19 protein-coding genes are annotated in these 23,296 nt (G+C 37.8%); 15 read left to right on the top strand and 4 right to left on the bottom strand.

Features of this window, described 5'->3' with window-relative positions:
* Positions 1-65: 65 nt before the first annotated feature.
* From guaA to ACUN24_RS24505, 3 genes are all read left to right on the top strand, one after another.
* Positions 66-1,595, top strand: a complete 1,530-nt coding sequence (gene guaA / locus ACUN24_RS24515; RefSeq protein ID WP_445564888.1) for a glutamine-hydrolyzing GMP synthase — start codon at positions 66-68, stop codon at positions 1,593-1,595.
* Positions 1,596-1,699: 104 nt separating this feature from the next.
* Positions 1,700-2,911: an ABC transporter substrate-binding protein gene (locus ACUN24_RS24510; protein ID WP_445564887.1), complete on the top strand. Its 1,212-nt coding sequence runs from the start codon at positions 1,700-1,702 to the stop codon at positions 2,909-2,911.
* 30 nt (positions 2,912-2,941) lie between these two features.
* Positions 2,942-4,108 carry an RsmB/NOP family class I SAM-dependent RNA methyltransferase gene (locus ACUN24_RS24505; protein ID WP_445564886.1) on the top strand — a complete coding sequence of 389 codons (1,167 nt, stop codon included), beginning with the start codon at positions 2,942-2,944 and terminating at the stop codon, positions 4,106-4,108.
* Positions 4,109-4,527: 419 nt separating this feature from the next.
* Here ACUN24_RS24505 and ACUN24_RS24500 read toward each other — a convergent pair whose 3' ends face one another.
* From ACUN24_RS24500 to ACUN24_RS24485, 4 genes are all read right to left on the bottom strand, one after another.
* On the bottom strand, positions 4,528-5,094 hold the full coding sequence (locus tag ACUN24_RS24500; RefSeq protein ID WP_121284556.1) for a MarC family protein: 567 nt from the start codon (positions 5,092-5,094) through the stop codon (positions 4,528-4,530).
* Between the two features lie 79 nt (positions 5,095-5,173).
* Positions 5,174-6,541: a porin gene (locus ACUN24_RS24495; RefSeq protein ID WP_445564885.1), complete on the bottom strand. Its 1,368-nt coding sequence runs from the start codon at positions 6,539-6,541 to the stop codon at positions 5,174-5,176.
* Between the two features lie 63 nt (positions 6,542-6,604).
* Positions 6,605-8,080 carry an amino acid permease gene (locus ACUN24_RS24490; protein ID WP_445564884.1) on the bottom strand — a complete coding sequence of 492 codons (1,476 nt, stop codon included), beginning with the start codon at positions 8,078-8,080 and terminating at the stop codon, positions 6,605-6,607.
* A 115-nt stretch (positions 8,081-8,195) separates the two neighbouring features.
* Entirely contained in the window at positions 8,196-10,442 is a 2,247-nt protein-coding gene (locus ACUN24_RS24485; protein ID WP_445564883.1) for a sodium-translocating pyrophosphatase, read from the bottom strand.
* 391 nt (positions 10,443-10,833) lie between these two features.
* Here ACUN24_RS24485 and ACUN24_RS24480 point away from each other — a divergent pair, with 391 nt between their 5' ends.
* From ACUN24_RS24480 to ACUN24_RS24425, 12 genes are all read left to right on the top strand, one after another.
* Positions 10,834-12,276: an APC family permease gene (locus ACUN24_RS24480; protein WP_445564882.1), complete on the top strand. Its 1,443-nt coding sequence runs from the start codon at positions 10,834-10,836 to the stop codon at positions 12,274-12,276.
* Positions 12,277-13,891: 1,615 nt separating this feature from the next.
* Positions 13,892-14,287, top strand: coding sequence for a type VI secretion system tube protein TssD (tssD, locus tag ACUN24_RS24475; RefSeq protein WP_445561581.1), 396 nt, complete (start codon positions 13,892-13,894; stop codon positions 14,285-14,287).
* Between the two features lie 196 nt (positions 14,288-14,483).
* Positions 14,484-14,879 (top strand): type VI secretion system tube protein TssD, encoded by a 396-nt coding sequence (gene tssD / locus ACUN24_RS24470; protein WP_132402436.1) that lies wholly within the window; start codon positions 14,484-14,486, stop codon positions 14,877-14,879.
* 128 nt (positions 14,880-15,007) lie between these two features.
* Positions 15,008-15,553 (top strand): hypothetical protein, encoded by a 546-nt coding sequence (locus ACUN24_RS24465; RefSeq protein ID WP_445564881.1) that lies wholly within the window; start codon positions 15,008-15,010, stop codon positions 15,551-15,553.
* A 1-nt stretch (position 15,554) separates the two neighbouring features.
* Positions 15,555-16,139 carry a T6SS effector amidase Tae4 family protein gene (locus ACUN24_RS24460; RefSeq protein ID WP_315421134.1) on the top strand — a complete coding sequence of 195 codons (585 nt, stop codon included), beginning with the start codon at positions 15,555-15,557 and terminating at the stop codon, positions 16,137-16,139.
* Between the two features lie 21 nt (positions 16,140-16,160).
* A complete protein-coding gene (locus tag ACUN24_RS24455) occupies positions 16,161-17,957 on the top strand; it encodes a type VI secretion system Vgr family protein (protein ID WP_445564880.1) in 1,797 nt (598 codons plus the stop codon).
* 6 nt (positions 17,958-17,963) lie between these two features.
* The gene (locus ACUN24_RS24450; RefSeq protein WP_445564879.1) at positions 17,964-18,878 is read left to right on the top strand and encodes a hypothetical protein; all 915 of its coding nucleotides are present in this window, start codon (positions 17,964-17,966) and stop codon (positions 18,876-18,878) included.
* A gap of 7 nt (positions 18,879-18,885) precedes the next feature.
* Positions 18,886-20,208, top strand: a complete 1,323-nt coding sequence (locus ACUN24_RS24445) for a PAAR-like protein (protein ID WP_445564878.1) — start codon at positions 18,886-18,888, stop codon at positions 20,206-20,208.
* A 12-nt stretch (positions 20,209-20,220) separates the two neighbouring features.
* Entirely contained in the window at positions 20,221-20,844 is a 624-nt protein-coding gene (locus ACUN24_RS24440) for a hypothetical protein (protein WP_445564877.1), read from the top strand.
* A 134-nt stretch (positions 20,845-20,978) separates the two neighbouring features.
* Complete coding sequence (locus tag ACUN24_RS24435) at positions 20,979-21,815, top strand: hypothetical protein (RefSeq protein WP_445564876.1); 837 nt, start codon at positions 20,979-20,981, stop codon at positions 21,813-21,815.
* A gap of 134 nt (positions 21,816-21,949) precedes the next feature.
* Positions 21,950-22,453: a tetratricopeptide repeat protein gene (locus ACUN24_RS24430; RefSeq protein ID WP_445564875.1), complete on the top strand. Its 504-nt coding sequence runs from the start codon at positions 21,950-21,952 to the stop codon at positions 22,451-22,453.
* Between the two features lie 340 nt (positions 22,454-22,793).
* Positions 22,794-23,228 carry a hypothetical protein gene (locus ACUN24_RS24425; protein WP_445564874.1) on the top strand — a complete coding sequence of 145 codons (435 nt, stop codon included), beginning with the start codon at positions 22,794-22,796 and terminating at the stop codon, positions 23,226-23,228.
* The last annotated feature ends 68 nt before the right edge of the window (positions 23,229-23,296 follow it).

The following is a 23,296-nucleotide window of genomic DNA, read 5'->3' as shown; positions in this document are numbered from 1 at the left end:
CCGCACACTACTAAAAATCTCAAATCTCCCCTCTCAAATCTCATATCTAATTGGTACCTTTGCGGATGCAAGAAAAAATCATTATCGTCGATTTTGGTTCGCAATTTACACAACTCATCGCTCGTAGGGTTCGCGAACTAAATATTTACTGTGAAATATATCCATACAACAATCTTCCTGAGATTACCGAGGACGTAAAAGGTGTTATCTTTTCGGGTAGCCCATACTCTGTTCGCCAGGAAGATGCACCTCAAATTGATTTATCAAAATATCATTTAAAATTTCCTTTACTGGCGGTTTGTTATGGTGCACAATATATTGCCCAACATTCTGGCGGTGCAGTTCAGCCATCTTCAACACGCGAGTATGGCCGTGCTAACCTGAATTTTGTAAACCAGGAGAATAAACTATTCAAAGGCATCAACATCGATTCGCAAGTTTGGATGAGCCATGGCGATACCATTACCGATATTCCTGAAAACTTTGAACTGATTGCCAGTACAGACAGTGTAAAAGTAGCGGCGTATCATATTAAAGATTCTGATACTTATGCCATCCAGTTTCACCCTGAGGTAACCCATAGTATTGATGGGAAAATCCTTTTAGAAAACTTCCTGGTTGATATTTGCGGATGTAGCCAGGACTGGACTTCTGCTGCTTTTGTTGAAACCACAATTGCCGATATTAAAGCTACTGTAGGTAACGATAAAGTTGTTTTGGCTCTATCGGGTGGTGTTGATAGCAGTGTTGCTGCAGTACTTTTACATAAAGCCATTGGTACAAACCTACACTGTATATTTGTTGATAATGGGTTATTGCGTAAAAACGAATATGAAAGTGTTTTAGAGCAGTATAAAGATTTCGGACTTAACATTAAAGGGGTTGATGCAAAGGATAAGTTCCTGGGGCAGTTGGCTGGAGTAGAAGATCCGGAAACAAAACGTAAAATTATTGGTCGTGTGTTTATCGAAGTTTTCGATGAAGAATCTCACCTGATTCAGGATGTGAAGTGGTTGGCGCAAGGCACAATTTACCCGGACATTATTGAGTCAGTTTCGGTTAAAGGTCCATCGGCAACCATTAAATCGCACCACAATGTAGGCGGTTTGCCGGATTTTATGAAATTAAAAGTAGTTGAGCCCCTTAAAACTTTATTTAAGGATGAAGTGAGAAGAGTAGGTACTGCTTTAGGCTTAGAATCGTTTATTTTAGGTCGTCACCCGTTTCCAGGACCAGGATTAGGTATCCGCATTATTGGCGAGGTTACTCCTGAAAAAGTAGCCATTTTGCAAGATGCTGATAAAATTTATATCGACAATTTAAAAGAAGCAGGTTTATATGATCAGGTATGGCAGGCCGGAGCGATCTTTTTACCTGTAAGATCGGTAGGGGTGATGGGCGATGAACGTACCTACGAAAATGTAATTGCATTGAGAGCGGTAGAATCATTGGATGGTATGACCGCAGATTGGTGCCATTTACCTTACCCGGTACTGGCCAAAATTTCTAACGAAATTATCAATAAAGTTAAAGGGATCAATAGAGTGGTATATGATATCAGCTCTAAACCACCTGCAACAATCGAGTGGGAATAATTCAGTTGTGAGCTTTCAGTTTGGAGTCCAAACTGCATAAAATAAATGTGATGCTAGCAAGGTGGAATAAACTTTGCTAGCATATTTTGTTAAAAATGATAGGTATGAATTTCAAGAAGGTTTATGGATTGCTGGTTTTGTTTACGATAGTTTTGGGTGCTTGTTCGCCTAAAATCAGGACACCCAAGCCCGAAAAGAGTAAACCGGATGAAAAAGAGAAACCTGCAGATAAAAAGCCTGTCAAAAAGTTTTCGCAGGCAAGTGTTTCCCTGCTTGTTCCATTTAAATTGAACGAGCTGAAATTAAAAACAGCCACAAAAGCCGATATCGAGAAATACGCGATGCCTATCGATTTTTATCAGGGTTTTAAACTGGGGTTGGATTCTGCCGCGGCCCTGGGTTTAAATTTTAAACTAAATGTTTTCGATACAGAGGATGACAATGCACGTATATCGCTCTTGTACAGAAATGAGCGTTTTAAACAAAGCAATTTAATCATTGGCCCGGTTTTTCCTGAGGGATTAAAGTTTATCTCCAATTATGCCAAGGAAAATAATGCAATCATTGTATCTCCATTGGCCGCCTCCGAGCCTACTGAATTTAACAATCCAAACCTGGTGTCGGTTGTAAATAATATTGGCTTGCATGGTAAAAAGATCGCAACCTATCTGGCTAAAAATTACAATCCCGCTAATACAATAGTGGTATTGATTAATCCTAAAAAAACGGAAGACGAGCAATTTGCTGCACCAATAAGGAACTATCTTCAAACCAATACCAAATTTATTGTTCAGGAGTATGCTTCGGTCTATACCTTTGAAACAAAGATGATCAAAGGCAAACAATATGCCGTAGTGCTTACTTCTTCCGACCGTGCTTTTGTGCTCCCTACTATCGAAAAACTGTATAAATTAAAACATCTTCCGGCAGGTGGATATAACATCTCGCTTTTTGGGCACCCAAACTGGGTTAAACAGAATTACCCTACCGATAAACTGCAAGATCTGAATACCATCATCAGTTCATCTTATAAAATAGACTATAAAAGTAGTGCAGTGGTCACTTTTATCAAAAAATACCGCTATAAATATGGTTTTGAGCCTGGAGAATATGCTTTTAAAGGATTCGATGTTGGCTATTATTTTGGTAAACTACTGGTAACTTACGGCGAGGATTATAGGGATTATATTGTAAAGGATAGGTACAGAGGGCTGCATAATAATTTTTCATTTATCCATGACGAAAAATTAGGCTATATTAACACCAGTTTAATGCTGTTGAAGTTTAAAAACTTTGCTTTAAGCCCAGTTGAGTAATCTATCATTTTCTTCCATTTTAATTATTGCATGAGAGCAGATCATCAGTTAAGAGCCTTTGAACAGATTTTAAATAGTTATGATGGAAGTTTGCCTTTACATCGCTTTCTGCCCGCTTATTTTAAACAGCATAAGCAAATGGGCTCGTCAGACAGGAGGTGGGCTACCCGTCATATCTATAGCTTTTTCAGATTAGGAAAAGCTTTACCAACACTTCATCATGAAGTCCGTTTGAGTATTGCAGATTTTCTTTGTCACGATACTTTAAGCTTGCTGGTGGAGAAGAATCTACTGGATTTAAAGGGAAATATCACTTTGCCTCTTGAGGAAAAATTAGTGCTAATTAAAGTTAAATACCCCGATTTTAATTCAGAAGACGTTTATCCTTTCCATACAGCACTTTCTGGCGACATTGATAAAGAAGCATTTTTTACCTCGTTCTTTAAACAGCCCGATCTGTTTATCCGGGTGAAAGCTGAAGATGCTGCGGCAATTAGCTCTAAATTGGAAGGTGAAAAAATTGTGGTTAAAGCTATGACTGATACCGCCCTGGCTTTACCCAATGGAACCAAGCTTGAAAGCATTTTAAATGAGGGAAGTTATCAGGTTCAGGATTTATCCTCACAACATACTGGTTTATATTTTAAGCCTAATAAATGGGATAAATGGTGGGATTGCTGTGCCGCATCAGGTGGCAAAACCCTGCTGTTGCATAGTTTTGAGCCAGTGATCGAGCTTTTGGTTTCTGATTTGCGCGAAAGTGTATTATTAAACCTGGATGAACGTTTCCGTTTAGCGGGCATTAAAAAATACCATAAAAAAGAACTGGATCTTTTGCAGAACAACGATCAGGTTTTACACCATTATCAGTTTGATGGAATTATTTTAGACGCACCTTGTACAGGTTCAGGAACCTGGGGAAGAACACCAGAAATGCTTACTTTTTTCGAAGAACGTAAAATCAATCAGTTTGCGACCATCCAAAAGGGTATTGTACAGAATGTGGTAAAATATTTAAAACCAGGTAAACCTTTAATTTACATTACCTGTTCTGCTTTTGCGCAAGAGAATGAAGCTGTTGTGCAGCATATGCTGGATACACTTCCATTAGAATTGGAAAAGATGGAACTGATAAAAGGTTATGAAAATAATGCGGATACGATGTTTGTGGCAAGGTTAATTAAGCGCCAAGATTAATCACTCGCTTCGTCACCCTGAATTTATTTCAGGGTCTTAGGGTATAGATGCTGAAACAAGTTCAGCATGACGCCCACTTTAAGAACGGAAGTTTTACAAAAAACGCTACGTATGTTCAAACCAGGATCTGAAATTCCTTTTGACGTATTTCACTGCCTCTACCAAAACGGCGATGGCTCCAATAATTAAGGTATATTCTTCAAAGCTGTTCATGATGTAAGCTTTAATATTTAGATGAAAATACGGAATTATTGTTACAGGTTGATTGAAGGATTGTCATTTAATAGAGTGATCTTCAATACAACTATAACAAGTAGCGATCACATTAAGATTGCTTCGTGCCTCGCAATGACGACCTGGCGTGTAATGTAAAAAACGAAGCTACATCGTCCATTTTCCGTCTCACCTCTTCCATCCCCCTAAAGCCCTGTATTATTTCTGAACAACTTAATCGCTATAGCCAATAAAATTACCCCAAACGCTTTGCGTAGGATATTTAAGCCTGATTTTCCGAAAAGTTTTTCCAGCCTGTTGGTGTTCTTCAACACGAAATAAACAAACAACATGTTGAGTATAATGCCCACCAGTATATTCTGAGTATGGTATTCTGTTTTTAGCGAGAGTAAGGTAGTCATTGTTCCGGCTCCGGCAATTAAAGGAAAAGCCAATGGAACGATAGATACCGTTTCGGGTGCTTCTTCTTTAAAGATGGTTAATCCCAATACCATCTCCATGGCGATAAAAAAGATTACGAATGAGCCTGCAATAGCGAAAGATTCTACATCTAATCCGATTACCTTTAATAAAGATTCGCCAACAAATAAAAAAATGATCATTAAACCTGCTGCTACCAGCGATGCTTTTTCCGATTCGATATGACCTGCTTTTCTGCGTAATTCGATTACAACCGGAATGGCCCCTAAAATATCGATAATGGCAAAGAGCACCATCGTTGTGGATAGGATCTGGCTTAAGTTGAACGTCATAAAATCGAATTTCATAGCTGGACAATTTTAAGCAAAGGTAGCGGAATTTGTATCAATTCCTCAATTGTGTGATTATTTATTAGAAATAGAACTGTGTTCTTAAAGTGAGCACATTGTCCTTCCTGTCAGCCATATAATCTTTAATCTGCGTCGATTCATTTTTAATAATATCGTAATAAATTACCGCCTTAAAGTGTGGATTAAAGTGATGTAAAAAGCCAAAACCAAAAGTATCAAAGCGAACGTCTGCAGCAGAGAGTCCTCTATCGCTTGAAATGTCAAGTCCTTTCACCTTTGTATTCGGATCGTACCAATCATACTTTAAAATAAGCTGGTTATCGGTACTATTCAATGTTTGTACAAAAGTAAGATAAGCACCATTAAAAGTTCTGGTATAATAAGGTAAGGCTACTGATTTGCTATCAACAGGATAGGAGCCTGGTGTGGTTGAGGTTGTTGAAGTGCCTGTTTGTAGTCCTGATACCACTTCGGCCCTTAATTCTGATTTCCAGCTTTTGGTTTTTGTAGCCAGCTGAATATCGGCACCATAATATCTCCTTGGCGCTACCTTATTAATTGTTGAAGCGGATGAATCCTTAACCATTTGCCATTGATCACTACTCCTTTCCATTTTATAGCTAACAGGCAAACGATGGTTTAAACCGCCTTGTAGCGTGCTAATACCGCCAGCGATAGTAAATTTATTAAATGCGTACGTTTTATGGCTTAACCGGAAGATAAAATCTTTGCTGTTATCAAATTCTCCGGCCCCGGCCAAACCCTGTCCATTGTATATGCCGAAATCGAATACAAAGTTTTTAAGTGTCGCATCTTTCCAACGTGGGTTTAGGGTAAAAGTAACCCCCAGATCGCGTTCTGTTTTCATTAAAATCTGCGACATCCGTCCACGCTCTGGTGCTTCCCTGACAGAAGAAGACAACTGTAGTTCGTTCCCAAACGGACGACCCGAAAGGCCAAGTGTTACTGCCAATATCTTCCATTTATTTTCGTAATAACGTCCCCAGAAATCGCGGATGGCCACGCCCTGTTCCGTGCCGTCAAACTGGAGTACAAAATAGGTAGAAGGACTCCCATCTTCTGTAAGCATCATGTAATCGGCCCTTAAGCGACCTCTCCTCAATCTAAAGCGGTTATTGGTAAATTCGCCAAAATTTCCTCCCTGGTATTCTGCCTGTGTTCCATTTGATTGCGCTACCTGAAATTGTGGCTGTAAATATCCACTAAAAGACAATGAACCATATTTCTTTGAAATAATAAGCAAATGGTTTACCGTTGTAGAATCCATTACATCGTTAATTGTTCTTTGTGCATAGCCTAATGTGGATATGGATAGTAAAACAACAGTTAAAGAGAAATAAACGCTCTTAATTTTAGCAGAATTGCGGTACATCTTATCAATTTTCTGCAAAGGTAGTTTTATTAACAATTATTTAACATAAAAAAAGCCCCGACTTTAAATCGGGGCTTTAATTTTTTTGAGAAATATAGCTTATTTAGCGTCTTTCAAATTTGAATTCTTTTTACTGTATCCAAAGTAAATGATAAAGCCTAAAGCTAACCAGCCAAATAACCTTAACCAGTTTGTCCAGCCTAAACCAAGAATCATTAAGCCACAGGCAACCACACCCAAAATTGGAATTAATGGTACCCAAGGTGTTCTGAACTGACGTGGAAGATCAGGATCAGTTTTTCTTAAGATAATTACCGCTATACAAACCAACATAAAGGCAAATAAAGTACCGATACTGGTCATATCTCCTACCACATCACCAGGAATGAATGCTGCAAATAGACCTACAATTACTAAAATTACTAAGTTGGCTTTGTAAGGTGTTTTGAATTTTGGGTGTAATTCGCTGAACATTTTTGGCAATAAACCATCTTTACTCATTGAATAAAATACACGACTCTGGCCTAATAACATTACCAGTATTACAGAAGAGAAACCTGCTAGAATAGCCACAGTAACCAATTTGGCTAACCAGCTATAGCCTGTCATATATTCACTGATTGCAGCCACAACTGATGCCTCACCACCTTTAGTTCTGAAGAACTCAACCGGAGCGATACCTGTTAAAACGTGTGCAAATAAGATGTATAAAACAGTACATACTGCTAATGAACCTAAGATACCGATTGGCATTGCGGTTTTAGGGTTTTTAGTCTCCTGAGCTGCGGTACTCACGGCATCAAAACCGATAAATGCGAAAAACACGGTTCCTGCTGCACCAATAACGCCCCAGAAACCACCAAAACTATGGCTGATACCTGCATGATCTACATAAGTAGTCGCTTTAGGGATATACGGATGGTGGTTGGCTTCGTGTATAAAGCCCCAACCCAATATAATGATCAGGATTACGATCCCTACTTTTGTGATTACGATTATTCCGTTTACAAAAGCAGATTCTGAAGTTCCTTTAATTAAAAGTAAACTCAATAAGGCTACAATAAATAATGCAGGAAGATTGATTATACCATTTACGGTTCCATCAGGGTGCGATTGGAAAGGCGAGTGGCACCACTCATACGGTATGGGCGAAGTATGCAATACTTCAACCAGTAGTTTATTTAGGTATTCGCTCCAGGCAATACCTACTGTTGCAGCTCCAACGGCATATTCCAATACCAAATCCCAGCCAATTACCCAGGCCATAAGCTCGCCCATGGTGGCGTAAGTGTAAGTGTAAGCACTACCTGAAATGGGAATAGATGATGATAATTCTGCGTAGCATAAACCGGCTAATGCACAACCTATTGCAGCAATAATAAAGCCGATGGTAACAGATGGTCCGGCGTTTTGTGCGGCAGCAGCTGCTGTTCTAACAAATAGACCAGCACCAATAATTGCGCCCACACCTAGTGCCACTAATGCACCGGCGCTAAGTGTACGCTTTAAGCCTTTGGCTGAATCTCCTGCTTCTTCTAGCAGCAAATGCATTGGCTTCTTAGTAAATAAACCCATATTTTAGTTTTTGTTTAGATTATTTCAGCTCCAAACCTAAATAAAAATTACGAAAATGTAAAAGGGATTTAAGTTAAAAATCCCTTTTATACTTTTTCTATCCAGGTTTTTACAACTAATGCGCTAAAGTATCGGTTGTATTGATTAAAGTGTCGGTTTTTATGTTGCCCAAACCATCGGTTTTTTGCTCAATTCTGATTTCTTTACGAACTTCTGTATGGTGTTCGCCTGCAATTGCCTTAACTGCGATGTAAGGAGCAATAACTAGTGAAACGATAGACATTAATTTGATCAAAATATTCATCGATGGACCCGAAGTATCTTTAAATGGATCACCAACAGTATCTCCGGTTACAGAAGCTTTATGTGGTTCTGATTTTTTATAGTGCATTTCACCATTAATCATTACACCCTGTTCGAAAGATTTTTTAGCATTATCCCACGCACCACCTGCATTGCTCTGGAAAATTCCCATTAATACACCAGTTACCGTAACACCGGCCAATAAACCGCCTAAAACTTCTGGTCCAAAGGTAAAGCCCACAATTACAGGGGTTATTAAAGCAATAGCGCCAGGCATCATCATTTCACGGATAGAGGCTTTGGTAGAAATGGCCACACACTTTTCGTATTCAGGTTTAGCTTTGTATTCCATTATACCTGGGATTTCCCTAAACTGGCGACGCACTTCCTGCACCATATCCATCGCGGCTTTACCAACCGCCTGAATACATAAAGCCGAGAAAATAAAAGGGATCATTCCGCCAACAAATAAACCCGCCAGAACAGGTGCTTTGTAAATGTCTATCGCGGTAATGCCTGCAATACCAACAAAGGCAGCAAATAAAGCCAGAGAGGTTAAAGCGGCTGATGCAATAGCAAAACCTTTACCTGTTGCGGCGGTGGTGTTACCCACAGCGTCTAAATTATCGGTACGTTCGCGAACTTGCGGAGGTAACTGGCTCATTTCGGCAATGCCACCGGCATTATCCGCAATTGGTCCGAAAGCATCTATCGCCAACTGCATGGCTGTGGTTGCCATCATTCCGGCTGCGGCAATAGCAACACCGTATAAACCTGCAAAGTGGTAAGAAGCCATAATTCCACCTGCCAATACCAGGATAGGGATTACGGTAGATTTCATTCCAACAGCTAAACCTGCAATAATATTAGTGGCATGCCCGGTTGAAGATTGTTGAATAATGGAATTTACAGGTCCTTTGCCCATTGCGGTGAAATATTCGGTTACGATACTCATAATCGTACCCACTACCAAACCTACCATAATGGCATAAAATACATTGATGCTCGAGAATTCATATCCACGAAGTTTAAGCGTTTCAGGCAGCATCCATTTCACAATAAAGAATGAAGCTACAGCTGTAATCACAATTGAAGACCAGTTACCCAGGTTCAACGCATTTTGAACATTTGATTTGTCATCTTTAATGGTGACAAACCAGGTTCCGATGATTGAAAATATAATGCCCATTCCACAGATTACCATGGGTAGAAGGATAGGAGACATTCCTCCAAAATTATCTTTTACATCAATCTCCTGCCCTAAAACCATCGTAGCCAGAATAGTGGCTACGTAAGAGCCGAATAAATCGGCGCCCATACCGGCAACATCACCCACGTTATCGCCCACATTATCGGCAATAGTAGCAGGATTGCGCACATCATCTTCAGGAATACCTGCCTCAACTTTTCCCACCAAATCTGCACCAACATCAGCGGCTTTGGTATAGATACCACCGCCAACACGGGCAAATAAGGCAATAGATTCGGCACCCAAAGAGAACCCGGTTAAAACTTCTATTGCAGTTTTCATTTCAGTGCTGTTAACCGAAACAACGTTGAAGTGCTTTAAAAATATAATAAACAAGCCACCTAAACCTAAAACCGCTAGTCCGGCAACACCCAAACCCATTACCGTACCTCCGGTAAAAGAAACTTTTAAGGCTTGTTTTAAACTCGTTCTGGCGGCCTGAGTGGTTCGTACATTGGCTTTAGTGGCCGATTTCATGCCGATATAACCTGCAGTTGCAGAAAATACTGCTCCAATAATGAAAGAAATGGAGATAATCCAGCTCGAATGCATCGGAATGCCATTTATTTCAGTAATTGTTCCTGAGTAGGCTAGGAGTGCAGCTGTAAAAACAGCGAAAATACTCAATACCCTCCATTCAGCTTTTAAAAAAGCCATAGCACCATCAGCTATGTAGCCCGCAAGTTCCTGCATGTTTTCATCACCTGCATCCTGCTTGTTTACCCAGGCGCTTTTAATCATCATAACTATAATCCCAACAAGGCCCAGCGCCGGGATACAGTAAATTAAATTGTTTTGTAAAAAGTCCATAGTTAATAATTGGTTTTTATATTTGGTTAGTTGTTTATTTAGTTCAATGGTTCATTAGTCATTAGTTCAATGGTCATTGCTGATTGTTATTGATACTTGGTCATTTTGTAATTGGCTTAACTGGTTAATTGTTTAAATCCGTTAATTGTCTCCAAACGCCCAACGCTAAACTCCAAACTGCCTAATCGGTTAATCGACGCTAGTCGCCAAATGCCTCGCGCTAAGCGCTCTGCTCCAAACTCTTCGCTAGCAACACTCTAGCAAGATAACAAAATATTTTTGTGGTTAAAATTTTACAGCACCTGCGAATAAAATTTTGTCATCATAAAATAATATCCTACAATTTCTTTTTTTTTAAATAAATTAGCGACAAACTAAACCAGACTAAAAAATGAAAATTGAAAAAGAAGGTGAGCCTTCTAAAAGAAAATTAAGCCTTTTTGATGCCACAATGTTGGTAATGGGCTCAATGATCGGAAGCGGTATCTTTATTGTGAGTGCCGATATCATGAGGAATTTAGGTTCTGGTTATTGGTTAATTGTAGTGTGGATAACCACGGGCGTAATGACAGTTGCAGCCGCAATTTCTTATGGAGAACTTTCTTCCATGTTTCCAAAGGCAGGTGGGCAATACACCTATCTGAAAGAGATTTTTGGTAAAATGATGGGATTTCTTTATGGCTGGGGCTTGTTTACTGTAATTCAAACCGGAACTATAGCAGCTGTTGCTGTTGCTTTTGGTAAATTTACAGCCTATCTAATCCCTGCACTAAATGATGCTGCTCCAATTTTTCAAAGCGGAGGTTATAAAATTACCTGGATCCAGATTTTGGCTATCGGAGTAATTTTGCTTTTAACGTATATCAATACGAAAGGTGTTGAGGGAGGCAAAATTTTGCAGAATATTTTTACAGGTTCTAAAATTGTCGCGCTAATTGGCTTGATTATTTTGGGCTTTCTTTTGGTGAAAAACAGTTTCTGGACAGGAAACATGAGCTTTGGCTGGGATGCTTTCAATAATCTTAAAGCAGACCCGAGCGGCAATTTCCTGAAATCGGGATGGGAATCTATCTCCGGAATGACCATAATGGGAGGGATTGCAGCTGCAATGGTAGGCTCTGTATTTTCGAGCGTTGCCTGGGAAAACGTAACTTTTGTTTCAGGAGAAATCGAAAACCCTAAAAGGAATGTAGTGCGTTCTATGGTTTTGGGTACCTCAGCGGTAATGATCCTTTATTTATTGGTGAATTTTATCTATCTCAATACCTTAAACCGGGATAGTATTGCTTTTGCCTTAAATGATCGGGTTGCTGTTGCAGCCTCAGAGCAAATTTTTGGTAGTGGGGCTGGCACAATCATCATTGCATTGCTGGTAATGATTTCTACTTTTGGTTGTGTTAATGGAATTGTATTGGCAGGGGCAAGGGTGTTTCAAACCATGGCTAAAGACGGAATGTTTTTTAAAGCAGCGCTTAAAAACAATAAAAATGGCGTTCCTGAAAGATCACTTTGGATGCAGGGCATTTGGGCATCTGCCTTATGTTTGAGTGGGCAATATGGTAATCTTTTAGATATGATCTCCTTTGTTATTGTGCTCTTTTATATGATTACTGTTTTTGGTGTGATTTATCTAAGAATAAAACAACCTGGTTTAGAAAGACCTTACAAAACCTGGTTATATCCGGTTACGCCAATTATTTATTTATTGATCGGGGCAGCATTTTGCATTTTGCTTTTAATTTATAAACAGCAATATACCTGGCCGGGGCTAATAATTGTTTTGCTGGGTGTGCCTGTTTACTTTTTGATCAATAAAAAAGAGCAAGAGGTTTAGTTGTCTCATCAATATAGAATTGTCATCCTGAGGGATAATTTATGGTATAAAAATCAATATGAATGACAGTGGATTTAATGAATTAATATATTGCGTGGAATCGTCATTCCCAACTTGATTGGGAACCACGAAGTGCTCATGAATGCCTTTGAAACAAGGGAAACTTATGAATAATCGTAATGCAATAGGCTTTAAGATTCCCGCCTGCGCCTATCGTGTGGACACATCTTTGTTAATTCCATCTTTGTTTTTTAGTACACATTCATTAAGTCGGTCGTCATGCTGAATTTATTTCAGCATCTTTCCTGCTATTAAGACCCTGAAATGGATCCGATAGCTATCGAGATCAGGGTGACGACACTAGTACCAAATACCTAAAGAATAGCTCTAAAAGCCACATTATTAATCGAACTCAAGTTAATACATAACCATTGTCTTTTCCGCTCTATGCCGCGGGGGCATGGTACTTTGGAGCGCCAAAGTACCCAAAGCGCTTTGTCAATCCAGCAATGGGCCTTTTGCACAGTCCTACACACATCAAAAAAACAGCGGCACTTCGTTTTGTGTTCAATATTTCTTTAAACTTTAAATTAATGTTTACGAACACAAAACCACTGCGTTTAGGTTTGGCAGTACAATTAGTTCTTTCCTACAACTGTTTTTTTGATTCTCCTGGCCCTTGGGATTGACGGCGTTCTTCGGTAAAACCTGTAAATTTATTAAAGCAAGCTAGCAAAACGTATAGAAACCCAAACCAAAAGATGTGTCCACACGAAAGGCCTGCGCGGGAATGACGACCATTCTATTGGAGGCTGTCAATGTTAGCTTGTTGAAGGACCTGTTTTAAATGTCTTACAAGGCGTTTCGATACTTCGTCAAACTCAGTAAAGGCTGAGCTCAACGTGACAATTCGATTGAATAAAAATTTATGATACAGCCTCTTTACATTAAAGAATGTTGGTTGTCAGCGGGCTTTTAAATCTTAAATCCCATATCAACCTCTTCAAATCTCATTTTTACATTTTGAAAATCAGGGTTCTGTTTCAATCGGTTCCGAAAGTCCCGTTATACGCTTTACTCACCCGATAGAAAAAAACGGCTTCGTGTTCGCTGCTACCGGGTTTAGCTAACTTAAATCTTTGCATTAAACTCAATTTCTAAACCCGACATAGCGGATACCGGCCATGCGCCCAAGGCCTGCAGGCGTATGAGCATGTGGCGGGACTGACACAAAAAAGAGCCACAGGCTTTGCTTTTCAAAAAAGATGAATAAACTAAATTTTCAAACGCTTAGAAAAAATCAAAGCGCGTTCGCGGCTATGGGGTTTAGTTAGCACTTGGCGACTAAATTTTGTATATATTTTTATACTTATTTCTTACCTAATTGTATGTCTGTAACTTCATTACAGATAATTTTTTCCACATACATTAAAAACCTAAAATATTAGTTCTAGCATGGTTTTGAGCTGATTTTTGTGCAATTTTCTTGCTTTTACTTAAGATTTAATAGTTGTTAATCAACGGTATAGTGTATTTGTTGGCCTGATATTTGGTTTAGAAAAAGCGGTAGCTGCAGCAACCTTAACCAAATTTTTAACCTTTAAATTTTAAACTTATGGCTTTCAAAGCTAGATTAAACTTTTCGGGCAAGGAGTACGATGTGCTTCACTGTGCCTATGCGTTAAACCGTGATGTAGATGCTAAAGGAAGGCCTTCTTCCGGAGTTTACGGCGGTACCATCGACATTGAGATCGAATCAACCGAAGACACCTCAATAATCGAGGCGATGGTAAACAACCAGTACAAACCTATTACAGGAACCCTTCTGATCAAGAAAACAGAGGAAGATGCCAAAATGAAAGAAGTTAATTTCGAAGACGGTTACATTGTTAAATATTCCGAAGGAATAAACATTGTTGGCGATCACGCGATGACGCTTAAGTTCCAGATTTCTGCCCGCAAGCTTAAATTAGGAAGCGCCGAGCATGTTAACGATTGGCCAAAAGCCTAGAGAAAGGTTGAGGGTAGAAAGGCTGAAGGTGTAAGGTTTAAAACGCCACACGCCAAGCCCCATGCTTAGTTAAGTTGAGGGTAGAAAGGCTGAAGGTGTAAGGTTTAAAACGCCTAACACTAGGCACCATGCTCTTCGCTCCACGCTAACCGCCAACCGCAATTCATTCATTTAAAAACATTAAAACTTTACTACAATGGCATTCAAAACCCGTTTAAACTTAGGATCAAAAGAATTTGATGTACTACAGTGCAACTTTTCATTAAATAGAGATGTTGACGCAAAAGGCCGTCCATCGTCAGGTGTTTATGGTGGTACCATCCACATCGAAATCGAATCAACTGAAGATACTTCAGTAATTGAATCAATGGTTAACAACCAGTACAAGCCGCTTTCCGGAACATTGGTCTTCAAAAAAGGCGAAGAAGATTCAAAAATGAAAGAACTTTCTTTCGAAGATGGTTACATCATCCAGTATAACGAAGGTATTGCGGTAAACGATAATACCCCGATGACTTTAAGCTTCGTAGTATCTGCCCGTAAACTAAAACTGGGCAATGCAGAACACGAAAACGACTGGCCAAAGGCATAGTATTTGTATAGGTTGGGCAATAGCTAACAAGCTAATGCCCAGCCTGATTTTATACTACGCTCACAAGAAGAAGGGAAATAAAACCAAAACACCTTCTTAACCATTAGAAATTTTTAAATAACCTCTTCATGCAAAACAGACTTATTTCTGGAACAGGTAAAGTTGAATCGGCATATAGCAGAAAATATGCCTGCATCATACTATTAACATTTTTATGTATTGCTTTTGCGGCATGTAAGCAAAATAAAAGCAAAAATCTTTCATCTACCGTTGCTACTAAAGATTCATCGTCAATAGTAGATAAAAATCTGCCGTTGGCAGAAGAAAAATATCAGGATCCACCAAAATCATTAATACAGAATCTTAAACAGCAAGCCTTGCACATCGTTTTGGTAAATGTAACCACCGTCGATTCTGTTTACAATTCGGAAAAGATTTTTAGCGCTAAAATATTGAAATCTTTTAAAGGCAGGCTAAAAGCCGGAGATAGCCTAAAATATATGGCCATGAACGATATGAAATACGTTAAACACCCAAACGATACCTTGATAGTTTTTCTTGACAAATCTAAATCACCTGTTTCATCAGGAGATAAAGATGTGTTTCTCTACGCATTGGAAAATGCATCATTCATTGGCAACAAATACCTTGATTCACTTTTGACCAGAAAATAATATGCCACTTTCTTTGCCAGCTTTTAACGATTTAAGAACCAATTACCCTACAACAAGTAGCGACCTGGTTAAAGCAACTATTGGTGGTGCTGTTAATGCAGCCTACATTACCAATACCTGTGTGGTTAGAATGAGCAGGGCATTTAATTATTTGGGTGTTGATAATAATATTTTTACCCTAAATACCCCAAGCTGGAAATATACCACAAAACAAGCATTTCAGGCCCAGGAAAAAGTAAAGGTACATGCAATTCCTAAACGGTATGCGTTTACCAAGAAATTCGAAACTATTGCAGGCGCCGATCAAAAACGCTATTGCTTCCGTGTGTCCGAATTTTTCGATTATCTGAACCATAAATACAATAAAAGTAACCACTCACTTATTTTAAAATCAGGCAAATTTTTTGCGCAGTCAGAGATACGCGATTTTACAGATAAGATTAGCAACAAAACCGGCATTATATGTTTTAAAACCAAATTTAGTGATGCAACAGGCCACTTTACCTTATGGGATGGTTATAAATGTTTGTATCAGGATTATTTTCTGGACCCCCGGACCTCAGAAATATACCTTTGGGAATGTTAATGCAATATTAAAATAACTACTATGGAAAATAAATTAATCTCCGAAATCAATATAGAAGACAAAGCCATTCTTCATTTTGCCTCCTTTTCCCTACAGCAAGCTTTTAATGATCACCATTATTTCGAGCTGCGGTTTAATCACGATCAAATGGGTGCACCCGGATTGGTCAGTTTAGACGACAGTCGAGATTTTGTAGGTAAAACCTTAACCGCTTCTTTTGGTTACACGCCGGAAAAAATGCAGCACTTTGCCGGCCTGGTTACCCGGGTTGAATTGGCACAAAGCCACGGCTATCACGGTGTTTTAATTGTAAGTGGCTATAGTCCAACTGTATTGATAGACCGTGGGCCCGATTTAGGATCCTATTTGGATAAAGATTTAGATACCATAGTAAAACTGGCTACCAAAGATACCCCGGCAAATGACCTGACTATAGTAGCCAATGCCTCAAGAAAATCGCCCATCGATTATCTGATCCAGTACCGCGAAAGCGATTTCGATTTTCTCAACCGTTTATCTGGCGAGTACCACGAATGGTTTTTTTACGATGGTAAACAACTCAACTTTGGTAAACCCGATGAGCAAAAAGAAGTGGCCTTATTTTATGGCCGCGATGTGCAAAACTTGCAATACGCCATGGAAGTTTCGCCGATAAAATATAAACGTTTTGCTTATAACCCTAAGCAGGATGAAATGCTGCAGAGCGAGAGTACAGGGAAAGCAGACGGAAATCCAGATTTGGCGCATGCCATTAACGCCTCCAATTCGATGTACAGCAAAACCTTTAACCAGCCTTCATTAATCAGGGTTGACAATAGTAGCGACATTAAAAGCCATGTAGAAAACGAAGAAAAGGCCCACATCAGCGAATTGCTTAAAGTTAATGCCAGTGGTGACAATGCCGAACTTGGTATTGGTACCCTTGCCGAAATTATGATGAGCCTGCGTAAAGAACTTAGCTTCTCTACAGAAAGTCTGGGTAAATTCCTGATCACCAAAATCAAACATGATATAGATGGAACCGGCAAATACCACAATACCTTTGAAGGTGTAGTGGCTACAACCGAGCGTTTGATGGTAAGGAACTACGAAAAACCAAATCCGGATATGCAATTGGCCGATGTGCTGGATAACGACGACCCACAAGGGCAAGGTAGAATTAAAGTAAAGTTTAAATGGGAATGCCAAACCAACGATGCGACCGAGTGGTTAAGGGTTGTTAGCCCCAACGCCGGAAGTGGCGATACAGGGAAAAACAGGGGTTTCCATGTCATCCCTGAAAAGGGCGATCAGGTGGTGGTTGCTTTTGAAGAGGGCAACGTGGCCAGGCCTGTAGTAATGGGCAGCGTATACCATGGCAAAAGTGGCGATAGCAGTGGATTCAAGAATAGCAACATTAAAGGCATGACTTCAAGAAAGGGAAGCGCACTTACCTTTGATGATTTGGGACATCATCTTGAGCTAGGAACTAACAAGAAAAATTTCGTGAGGATTGAAAATGGTCCAGGATTTATTACTGAGCAGGCTGACAACAAAATAACATTAAGTACAGGCGGCAAGGATGGAAGTAGCATTACGCTGAATAGTAATGGGACTATTGATATTATTGGCAAGGTGATTAATATTCAGGGTAAAGATGAGATTAATGCCAATGCATGTGAATTGCCAGGCACAGCGGTGAATATTGGTACATTATCTGAAACAACAACAGTGAGAATTGAGGCTGATACAGTTAGTGTTACGGGGAAGACTAAAATAGATACAAATGGTGGTGGCGGTGCAGTAATTAGTGAGGGTGGTGAAGTTAAAATAAATTAAAAAAATATGTTTAAGTGGCTAGTTTCTCAAGAAGAAGTACCAGGGATTGATTTCCAAGTTGACAATCAAAAAATCTATCGTTACAGGGCTGAAACATATAATCATTTCAAAATAAATGAAATGCACATGAATAGGTGTGTAAATACTTTCGTTTTTGAAGTATTAGTTGTGGATAAGACTGAAGAAGGATATGTTTTCGACTGGACGTTGAAAGAAAAAGAAATGTATAAAGGGATGGAGTACCTGGGTGAAAATATAATTGTATTAGAAAAACTTGCAAGTATTAAGGATCATTTGAGTCTATTAGTAAACGGTGAGGGGCAAATCATAAAAGTGCTTAATAAAGAAGAACTCCAAACGAAATGGAACATCCTAAAAGAAAATTTGTATGAGAACCCAGAAGATTGGCCAATTGAAGAAGCTTACAGAAATAAATTTTTAGCAGATGGCGATCATGAGCATAGTTCAAGTTTTCCGATAGAAGATGTGCTAAATCAAGACCCTGTTTTTTCAACTTTCTTTTTTCAAAATACGAAGAATAAAACTAAAAGTCAAGAAGATGCACTGATCAGAATGGAGCAACCCTCTAACTTATTGATGACTGAAAGTACAGAAAAAATAAAGATACCGTTAATTCAAAATACTAGTTGGCAGACTAATATAGATGATAACGAATACATAGATTTTCTTATTTCCAGAAATGCTGACAAGGCTCGTTTGAATAAGAAACAAATGAATAAACTGCTTCATAATTTTCCATTTGCAGAGCAGGAAATCCAAGTTTACATTTATGACTACGAAGCAGTATATAAAATAAATGGTCAAAACTATATGATTAGTGAGGCCAAATACAATTTGCTCGAAAAAGTAAACCATGATCTCGAAGTAAATCATACATGCACCATAAAAGCAATTAATTAAATATAGCATGGCGAAAGAATATTATATCAATACTAAGACATACGCAAGTTGTACCAATGGCGTTTTACCAGGAATGATTACAACTGTGTTTAAGGACAGGAGTGTAAGCAATAAAGGTTACAAAATGGCAAATATTGATGACCGTTTTACACCATTTAGCTGTAAATATGCCATATTAATTGCTGTACTTGCTGCTGTTTTTATTGCAGCATTAAGTTTTGTTGCAGCGTTTTTAATCGGTTTGATTATTGGTTTGGGTATTTGTTTTATAGCTACATATACCCAAAAATGGAAAAACTTTCATCCTAAAGTATTTGTACAAGGAAAAAATGCATTAACAGATAAATCTTTTATAGAATGTCCTATCGGCGGTGTGATAACGCCAACATTTAGTCCACTTGTTGCGAGTTTGAGAGCTGGTGTTAATTTTGCTACGACACTTTTAGAAGCAGCTCTAATTTATATTGGAGGAAAAGGTGCTGTTCAGATTTTTAAAATTTATAAGCCTAAAATAGCAATTGGTTATACAGCTGCTAATTATTTGTTAAACTTAGCAACTGACAAGGCAGTAACTCAGCCCCTATCAAGATTGATTACTGGAGATCCTAAAACTGAGTCTGATATCCCAGCAACAATTAAAGAGCAAGTAGGTTATTTTGGCGATGGTACACCATATCCTGTTAAAAACCAAAATGGAGAATACGTTTCCAGAAATGCAGATGATTACGACAATTTTAGGAATATTAATTCTAGCACGTCTCAACAACAAACCGCTAACGCAGATGCTGCCGCAAACCAGGCGCATAGTACTACTACTGGGCAGCAAGAAGGCAACAGAGCCTATACCCAAGAGATGCAAAGGCAAGGTGCCCAGATTAATGCTGATGAGCGCATAGCAAGGCAAAACTATCGTGATCTTTATAAGCGGATGGCAAAAATGGAAGGAGAATCTGGAAGAGCGGCAGATAAGCAAGCGAGAAGCCAAGCAGTAAAATCTGCCCGACGTGATGCAGCGATGAGAAGGGCACAAGCTAGACAAGACGCTGCAATTAAAAGAGAACAGGCGATTGCACAAGCCAAACAGAGTGCAGCTAATCAGGCTAGAAATGATGTGATGAATGATAGAGCTGCAAGAAATAATATCAGGAATCAATTGAGGTGGAAAGCAGCTCAAGGTTTCTTCAAAAGTTGGGCTGTTGGTGTTGCCATTGGTGTTGCAAATAACGTTTTTACCAGCAAAGCCAATAAGGCTATAGATAATAATGCCGAACAATGGCAAAATGAAGTAATTAAAAAGCTGGGCTTAAATGCTGTTGCGGTTTCAAAATAATTTACAATTCTAATGAAAGATAAAATATTTTCTATATTCTTTCCAGTATCTTACGCCAGAACATATATCCAATCGGGTTTGGTATTGGGTATTATTTTTATAATTTTTTTTAGTTCCTTTTATTCAATCAAAAGTGACCTTGATAACAACTTTATAAAAGGACAAATTGTGGACGTTAAAGTTGGAAGTAAAGGTGGTGGCGTAGGTAAATATAGCGGCCGTAGCACGTTTTATTATATCCAGCTTAAGAATTATAAAAGGATATTTTTTTTGGAGGACGCAAGTATTTTCGAAAACTGGCAGTTTGACGAAAGTGATTTTAAAGCTGGAGATTCAGCCGAATTTAAAATAAGGAAAACAGATTTGAATATCTTAAACATACCCACTATCTATTCTCCAATTGGCCCACAACGAATTATGTGGCCAGAAGAAGCCAGTACCGTTAAAATTTATGGCCTTACTATAAATAACAAAAAGATATTGTCTGTAGGTTCTTCGGTTAGAGGATTGGCTTATAATACCTATTTTTGGCTGATAGTACCTCTATTTATTTATATTATAATTTGTTTATATGTAAAAACAGGTTTCAAATATTGGACACAGCGAGCAGAAGATAATTCAGACAGCTGGAAATAAATCAAAACCTTAATTTTTGGTTAGATCAACATAAATGAAGAAAAAGATCTCTTTATATTGTTTTAAGAAGTCCAAACTGTTGAAATTATGACAATTATAACAAGCTTTAAAATATTGAAAAAAAATCATTAGAAATGTTGGCTAATTCATACACTTATAATATTTCGGGAAAAGTTTATACTTATCATGCCTTTCATAGTTTCAAAATAATAGACCTTATAAATGATGATTGCTTAAAAGATTATACTGTTGACTTAGATTTTGATATAAAACTCGTTGGAATAAATTCCTTAGGTGGATCTTTTATTGATTTTAAAATAACTGCGATTTCATTACCTGAAGAAATAAACGATGAAATAAGTTATAACATCAAGCCTTTTTTAACCGAATATCAAAATATCACAAACCATTTGATGTTAAAATTGAATACTGAAGGGAATATTAGCTCTATTGAAAACTTAGAAGAGTTGAAACAAAAGTGGATCGTATTGCGAGATAAGCTTATAAAACTTTCTGGTCAACAAGAAATAGACGAAATGAGAATAAGGGGCGATATCGAATTTGGGGAAGAATCAAACTACGAGGAGAGAATAAAAAAATCACTTTTCTTCAAAACACTATTTCCCAAAATACAAAATCAATTTTTAGAAAATGATGCATTGCTCGAGGCACATGAAGTGACATCCTCTGTTCTTCCAGATCTTGAGATTCCAGTAAAAGTATATTTTGACTTAAAAGATGAAATGATTAATCTCAGCACTGAATTAGTTCAAGATGATTTCGAAAATATAATCGGAAAACAAAAAGCTTCGAATCCTGAATTAGAAATTAATTCCTTTTTCATCAATTGTAACAGTAGTTACTTTTTAGATGCTAGTAACTACATACATAAGGCAGAAACAATTAAAATTGAAACACTTAACGGTGAAGACGAAACAATTGATCATATTATTATTTCTAGGGTACTGTGACTAATATAAACTGACTTAAAATTAGTTATAACATAAAATGTTTTGGCAATTTTAATTTTACATTAAACAGGTGAAAATCGTTTCAATGATTTTATGTGTAAGTATGCTTGCACAACAATACTTTATTAACCGCTATGGAAAAAAAACAACCTTTGAGAGGTAATAAGCTGATCATATTTGGTGTCTTGTTTACAGCATTCATGCTATTTGTTGGCTATAAGATTTTATTCAATTCTAATGATGAAACAAATATAACGGCGATAAATCAAAAATTGAAATCAGGTAAAGGAATAGAACAGTTTGATAAGGGGCTTGAGTATTATGATCAAAAAAAATATACTGAAGCCAGTAAATATTTTGAGGAATCAATAAACAATGGTTTTCCAGTAGCACATGCTTTATTGGGGGAATGTAAATTGCACCTTAATGATTTAAAGTCAGCGCAATATCATCTGCTACAAGCTTTAGCGGTAGAAAATGGTGAAAATGAATTAGTAGGATATTATTCGGGAGTAGAATATAATCTCGGCATGGTTTATTATATGCAGAAAGATACCAAAAATGCAATAATACATTTGCAAAAGGCAAAACAGCTCGGAAATAACGATGCAAACACATATCTATCTAAAATAAGATAAGTTTAGTCAACTTTAAATTTACAGTCCTATTCGTCAATAGCCACTAAATGTATGCGCAATCTCACATCTAATATCTCATCTTGCATATTGCTAAAATTTCTATGAAGAATGTCTTAAAGTATAGTATTTGGTATATTGGGATTAGGCTTGTTTTTTGGGAAATATTTAGGGAGGTGGATTGTTAATTTTATAGATAATCCAGACACACGAGTGAATAATGGCAAGCCTTATGTAAAAAAAAAATATTTGAATAATTGTGACACTTTACATTTGACATTGAAAAATTTCACTGATACAAATAGTTGTTTTGAGGTAAAGGGTAAATTTGATTTGTCGACAAATGATAACACTGCATATTGATAAGTATGAAATAATATTTTATAGCGATATAGTTAAAAAATATTTTTGTATCTATTATTTCTTTTCTATTAATTCTAAGAATAGTCAGATGTATAATATTTTTACAGGAGATATTGATCAAAGTGGGGCTAGTATAATAGCAATGGTGAATAAAAATGAACTTTCTGACTTCACATACGGTACTAAGAAGAAACCAATACCTATTTTATATTATGAAGTTCCAGATAAAATGAATAGCTTTTATAGTTTGGTTAGTGACATTGGCAATCCTAATTATAAAACAGAGGGAGAATTTAAAGATTATACAGCCAGCTATAATGCTAGGAACTATCTCTCCTATGTGAAAAGCAAAGCAGATTTCGAAAAAATGTTTAGGAAAGGGAGTAGATGGAGCCATAGCAAATTATCTCATTGATAGAGGCTTTGATAGTTGTGAGTTGGCTAAAAATCAAGCACTTATGGATGAAAATGCAAATGATAGTA

Source organism: Pedobacter sp. WC2501 (assembly GCF_052682415.1).
The sequence above is the reverse complement of the archived record's forward strand: the minus strand, read 5'-3'. Positions and strand labels throughout refer to the sequence as shown.